Here is a 6,192-nt window from a genome sequence, read left to right on the forward strand (position 1 = left end):
GGGTGACCGGTGTCTCCTCGCTGGGCCCGGAGAGGTTGCCCGCGGCGTCCCGGGCGCGGACGGTGAACACGTAGGCGGTGGACGGCTTCAGCCCGGTGACGTCGGTCATGTACCGCGTGCCGGGCACCTCTTCGACCTTCGCGGCCCGGGCCTCGGTCGAGCCGCCCTGCGCGCCCCGCCGGTAGATCTCGTACTCCGCGACCTCGCCTCCGGCGAGGGGTCGGCTCCACATGACGTGCACCGAAGTCGCGCTGCCGGCCTGCACGGTGACCCCGATCGGGGCCGAAGGCCCCTCCGCGGCTCGGCCGCTCCCGCCGCAGCCGGTGAGGAGCAGCAGCCCGGCGGAGGCCGCCGCGACGAGCCCGGGAGTGCGTCTCACAGCCCCTGTCACAGCCCCTGCCTTCCCTCGGAGGGAATGGTCTGGACCATGTATGCCACAGTTGCCGATCGACAGCAAGAGCCGTGCAGCGCGGGGTTGTCGGCACCGCGGGGCCCGGGCGCGTCCGGCCGGATGCCGGACCCGCCCGGGCCCCATGGCGGGGTCAGCGGTCGAGGGCCGCCCTGCCGTACGGGACCAGGCGGACCGGGCCCACCAGGCCGTAGTTCTGGCGCTTGCCGCCGCCGAAGACCGGGGCGTTGGCGACCCGGAGGCGGTTCAGGAGGGTCGTCGCCACCTCCACCTCGATGGTGTTGGCGCCGCGGCGCAGGTACCCGCCGAGGTCGACCCGGGGCGTCAACTGGTCGGCCGGGGGCAGGTGGTGGCCGTTGACGGTGACGCGGTAGGTGTCGAAGACCTCGCCCAGGTCGAGGTACGCGCCGTGGCCGCCCGTCCAGGGCGCGTCGAGGCGGACGGTCGTCCGGTAGCGGCCGATGCCCGAGGTGTCCTGCAGCTCCGGGATCTCCGGCCAGGGCTTCAGCCCGTTCAGCGTCAGCTCGCGGCGCGGCTTCAGCGTGGCGCTCGGGCGGTCACCCGGCTGCCAGTCCTCGACCGTCAACTGCCAGTCCGCCAGCGGGATCGCGTCCGGCATGGCGCCGATCGAGGTCGCCACGGTCCGGCCGTCCTGGAGCGTCGTACGGTAGGTGCCCGCGCGCACGTCGCGCACCTCCAGGCGGTCGCCCTCGCCCCTGCGGACCTCCGCCGCCTCGCTGGCCTTCGCGTACGAGCGGGGTGCCGAGCCCCAGCGGCCCGGGCGGACCAGGGCCACGATCGTCGTGGCGCCCGGCTCCAGCGAGACGCGCAGCCGGATCCGGCCGTCCTCGGTGCGGGTGTAGAGCGGCAGCGGGGCGATCTTCCCGGTCCAGGCGTCGAGCGCGTACGGGACCGCGTCCGGCCGGCGGGCCGCCAGCGTCACGTCGTGGCTGATGGGCGTGCCGGTCGAACCCTTCTTGGTCACCGCGTCGTTGGCGAAGAAGTAGTAGTCCGCGTCCTGGTCGGCCCGGTGTGCGTGCACCAGCATCGAGGACTGCGCATACTCCACGTCTCGCCGGATGCCCAGGGCCGCGATGGCCTCCGGCACGTAGGGCCGGTCGGCGACCGTGCGGACCTTCTCCAGCGCCTGGAGTTCGGTCAGCAGCTTCCGCAGCCGCTCGTTGTCGCCGTCGGCCGGCAGGCCCGGCACATGGCCGTCCGACCAGTCCCCGATGATGATGACCGGCAGCCCCGCCTTCGCGTAGCCGATGAGCTTCTCGGCCACTTCGATCCGCAGGGTGCGCTCCTTGCCGCTGAGCACGTCGCCCTCGACGACCAGCGCCTTGAAGCCGGGCCCCTCGGGGGCCAGCCGCCCGTCCCGTACCCGGGCCGAGGGCAGGTCCAGGATCCGGGGGCTGAGGAAGAGGTGGGTCCAGCCGACGGGCACGCCCTCGGCGGTGAACCAGGGGGCGCCGAGCCCGGTCCCGGCGGGACCCTGCTGCCGCAGGATGCCGATGTCGGCCTTGTTGACGCCGGTCTGGAGGATCTGCTGCGTACGGCTCAAGTAGCCGGCGATGTCCCGGACATGGCTCCAGGTGGGCTGGCGCGGACCCCACGCCTCGCCGTATCCCGCGCCACCGCGGTACGGGGAGAAGGCGGCGAAGCCGGGCCAGGCCGCGCCGGGCGCCTCGGCGTAGGCGAAGCCGTGGAAGACGGCCTGGTTGACCCCGGCCGCGTACTGCGTGACGAGCTTCTTCAGCGACGCGTCCCAGGTGGTGGCGTAGGCGCCGCCCGCCGTCGCGGCCGCCTCGTTGGACAGGATGAGCTTGCCGCCCATGTCCCGGCCGCCCGCCAGGCAGCGGAAGTCGTCGGGGTTCTTGAAGCCGAGCGACTCGCCCTCGGAGATGTCGAGGACCGCGGCGGAGAAGACCGAGTCGGTGCCTGGGCCGTACGGCTGGACGCGCAGCTGGAGCCCGAGCCCGTGCGCCCACTTCTGGAGCGGCCGGAGGTGGTTCTCGACGTAGAGGTCGGTGAGGGTCTCGATGAAGTCGCGGCGTACGGCCTTGTCGATCTCGGGGCCGAAGGCGAAAACGGGGTCCTCGTCGCGCTCGACGACGGTCGGCAGGTACGGCAGCAGCGAGTAGCCCCTCCGCTTCTCGAACTCGGCCGCGAACCCCGGGGACCACAGCGTCTCGTCGGTCTCCAGCTCGATGGAGTCCTCGAAGAGGGCACCGCCCGTCTCGCGCAGCAGCGCGCGGATGCGGGGGTTGAGGATGTGGCGGTCCCAGAAGTCGGTGACCGCGCGGGTGCCGGCGGCGCTGAAGTGGTCGACGACGAAGCTCTGCGGCGAGGTGTGCGCCGGGCCCTCGGGCTCCTGGCCCGAGCCGCGCTCCCAGTACGCGATGACGAGCCAGGTTCCGCCGTCCCCGGGCGCGGTCCAGCGCAGTTCGCCGTCGGAGACCTTGTCGCTGATGTCGGTGACGGTGGCCAGGTCGAGCTGCGGGATCTCCGCGTCGGGGGAGGAGCTGTCGGCGACCCGTACGGCCTGGACGAGCATCAGCTCCTGCCGCGTCACGCCGGGGCCCGGCTCGGTGCCGCCCGCCGGGGGCGGGCCGGAGAAGGTCTGCCCGGAGGCGACCGCGGCGGAGCCGTGCGCCAGTTCCTTGGTGGCGGCCGGACTGTCGGGGGTGATGGAGGGGACGGCTGCGGGCCAGGCGGGCCCGAGGGTCAGATCGACGCTGACGTCGCGCTTGGCGGCCCGGCGCAGCGCGGTCTCGACCGCGGCGATCCAGGCGGGGGTCCCCCAGCCGTGGCGGACCGGGTCGATGGTGCCGATCCCGCTCATGCTGTGGGTGACGGCGGCGATCTCGACGCCGCCGAAGCCCGCCGCCGCGATCTGGTCGATCTCGCGCTCGATCTCGTCGGGGTCCACCAGGGCGTCGGGCCACCACCAGCGGAACTTGGGGCGGACCGCGGAGCCGGGGGCGGCGAAGGCGCGCGGGACGCCGCCCTGTACGCCGGTGGACGAGGCGGTCCCGCCGGCGGCCGCCTCGGCGGCCGTGCCCAGCGGCAGGGCCATGGCCGCGCCCGCCGCGGCTCCCATCTTCAGCAGCGCTCTCCGTCGCAGGCCCATGCCCGCCCCCTTGCCCGTGCACCACACCGTGCACTTGGTTGAACGATCGTTTTGAACGATTCAAGAAACCTGGCGGAAACATACGGCCGGAGGTCGCTTACGGCAAGAGGTGCGGCGATTTCCCTACCGTTAAGCATCTTGACGGGATGAGTCGCCGGGCCCACAGTTGCCGTCAACTCTGCGAAACGTTTCAACCGCGTTGCCCGAAGGAGCCTCTTCCCGATGCCTGAGAACCAGCTGACGCGGCGTCATTTCGTGGTGGGCGCAGGCGCGGTGGCCGCGTCCGCTCTGGCCGTGGAGGGCGCCCCGGCCGCCGCTGCCGCCACGGCGGACGCCCCCGCGGTCGTGCCCGCCGCCGTGCCGCGCCGCCCGGCACTGACCCCGGTGCCCCTGGCCGCGGTCAGGCTGCTCGACAGCCCGTTCCGGGCGAATATGCGCCGAACCTGCGCGTATCTGCTGGCGGTCGACCCCGACCGGCTCCTGCACACCTTCCGCGCCAACGTCGGCCTGCCCTCGACCGCCGAGCCCTGCGGCGGCTGGGAGGCGCCGGACGTGCTGCTGCGCGGCCACACCACCGGCCATCTGCTCTCCGGCCTGGCCTTCGCCCACGCGGGCACCGGCGATGAGGCGTACGCGGCCAAGGCCCGCGGGATCGTCGCCGCGCTCGCGGAGTGCCAGGCCGCCTCGCCCGCCGCCGGGTTCGCGCCCGGCTACCTCTCCGCCTTCCCCGAGCAGGTCTTCGACGACCTGGAGGCCGGGGGCAACCCCTGGGCGCCGTACTACACGATCCACAAGATCATGGCCGGGCTGCTCGACCAGTACGAACTCGGCGGCGACGACCGGGCGCTGGAGGTCGTGCGGGCCATGGCCGCCTGGGTGGAGGCGCGCACCGCCCGCCTGTCGTACGAGGCGATGCAGTCGGCGCTCAGGATCGAGTTCGGCGGCATGAACGACGTCCTCGCCCGGCTGCACCTGGCCACCGGCGACCCCGAACCGCTGCGCACCGCCCGCCGCTTCGACCACGAGGTGCTGTACGGGCCGCTGGCCGAGGGGCGCGACGAGCTGGCGGGCCGCCACGCCAACACCGAGATAGCCAAGATCGTCGGCACGATCCACCAGTACGAGGCCACCGGCGAGGAGCGCTACCGGCGCATCGCCGCGTCCTTCTGGGACACCGTCGTGCACCACCACTCGTACGTCATCGGCGGCAACTCCAACCTGGAGTTCTTCGGCCCGCCCGGCGAGATCGTCAGCCGGCTGTCCGAGGACACCTGCGAGAACTGCAACAGCTACAACATGCTCAAGCTCGGGCGGCAGCTGTTCCTGCACGACCCGGACTCGGCCGGCTACCTGGACCACTACGAGTGGACGCTGCTCAACCAGATGCTCGCCGAGCAGGACCCCGACTCCGCGCACGGCTACGTCACGTACTACACGGGCCTGTGGGCCGGTTCGCAGCGGCAGCCCAAGGGCGGGCTCGGCTCCGCGCCCGGCAGCTACAGCGGCGACTACGACAACTTCTCCTGCGACCACGGCACGGCGCTGGAGACGCAGACGAAGTTCGCGGACACCGTCTACGCGCACGACGGTTCCGGTGCGCTGTACGTGAACCTCTTCATCCCGTCCGAAGTGACCTGGAAACAAGGTGGGGTGAAACTCCGTCAGGAGACGGCCTGGCCTGAGTCCGGGCGCGTGCGGATCACCGTGACCGAGGGGGCGGGGCGGTTCGCGCTGAAGGTGCGGATGCCCGGCTGGATATCGGGGAAGGCCGCCGTACGCGTCGGTGGCCGCGCGGTCGCTGCCGACACCCGGCCCGGCCGCCGGGTGACCCTCGAACGGCACTGGCGCACCGGTGACACCGTCGAGATCACCCTGCCCATGGAGCTGACCCGCCGCCCCGCGCCCGACAACCCGCAGGTCCAGGCCCTCACCTATGGGCCGATGGTGCTGGCGAGCGTCCACGGCGAGACCGAGTCGCCGACCATCCCCGCCCTCGACCCGGACTCCGTACGCCAAGTGCCGGGCAAGCAGCTGGAGTTCACCGCCACAGCCGAGGGGGAGCGCGTGCCGGTGCTGCCGTTCCACCGCGTGCACCACCAGCGCTACAACGTCTACTTCGCCGTCGAGCCGCGCCCCCGCCCGGCGCGCGAGCTGGCCCGCTTCGCCCTGGACGAGGGGAGCGGGACCACCGCGGCCGACACCACCCGCACGTTCCCCGACGCGACCCTGGCCGGGGGCGCCCGGTGGGGCGCGGGCCGGGCGGCGGGGCAGAGCGCGGTCGAACTGGACGGCGTGAACGGCCATGTGGCGCTCCCGCCCCAGCTGATCACCGGTCTTGCCGAGCTGACCGTCAGCGCCTGGGTGCGGGTGGACACGCTCGCCAACTCGGCCCGCGTCTTCGATCTCGGCTTCCACAAGAGCACCTATGTCTTCCTCACCGCCCGCACCGGCTCCGGCAAGGCCCGCGCCGCGCTGAAGATCGCCGGTATGGCCGGCGAGGACGTCATCGACGCGGCCGGACCGCTCCCGGAGGGCCGCTGGGCCCACGTCGCGCTGACCCTCGCGGGCGGCGGCGACGGGCGTACGGGCGGGGGCAAGGGAGTGCTGTACGTGGACGGCGCCGAGGTCGGGCGCAACGACGCGCTGGTGG

3 protein-coding genes are annotated in these 6,192 nt (G+C 73.0%); 1 reads left to right on the top strand and 2 read right to left on the bottom strand.

Annotated elements, in window-relative coordinates; genetic code table 11:
- Both AOK16_RS11720 and AOK16_RS11725 read right to left on the bottom strand, forming a co-directional pair.
- Positions 1 to 379 (bottom strand): fibronectin type III domain-containing protein (locus AOK16_RS11720; protein ID WP_240483522.1); only part of this gene is annotated, 379 nt, incomplete at its 3' end.
- Positions 380 to 542: 163 nt separating this feature from the next.
- Positions 543 to 3,542, bottom strand: a complete 3,000-nt coding sequence (locus tag AOK16_RS11725; protein WP_055472200.1) for a glycosyl hydrolase — start codon at positions 3,540 to 3,542, stop codon at positions 543 to 545.
- A 222-nt stretch (positions 3,543 to 3,764) separates the two neighbouring features.
- Here AOK16_RS11725 and AOK16_RS11730 point away from each other — a divergent pair.
- Positions 3,765 to 6,192 (top strand): glycoside hydrolase family 127 protein (locus AOK16_RS11730; RefSeq protein WP_055472201.1); only part of this gene is annotated, 2,428 nt, incomplete at its 3' end.

The organism is Streptomyces pathocidini, assembly GCF_001418495.1.
Lineage (GTDB): Bacteria > Actinomycetota > Actinomycetes > Streptomycetales > Streptomycetaceae > Streptomyces > Streptomyces pathocidini.

Bases quoted from the DNA above. Each gene is read 5' to 3' on its own strand.
- AOK16_RS11725 (WP_055472200.1), bottom strand. From the start codon at position 3,542: ATGGGCCTGCGACGGAGAGCGCTGCTGAAGATGGGAGCCGCGGCGGGC.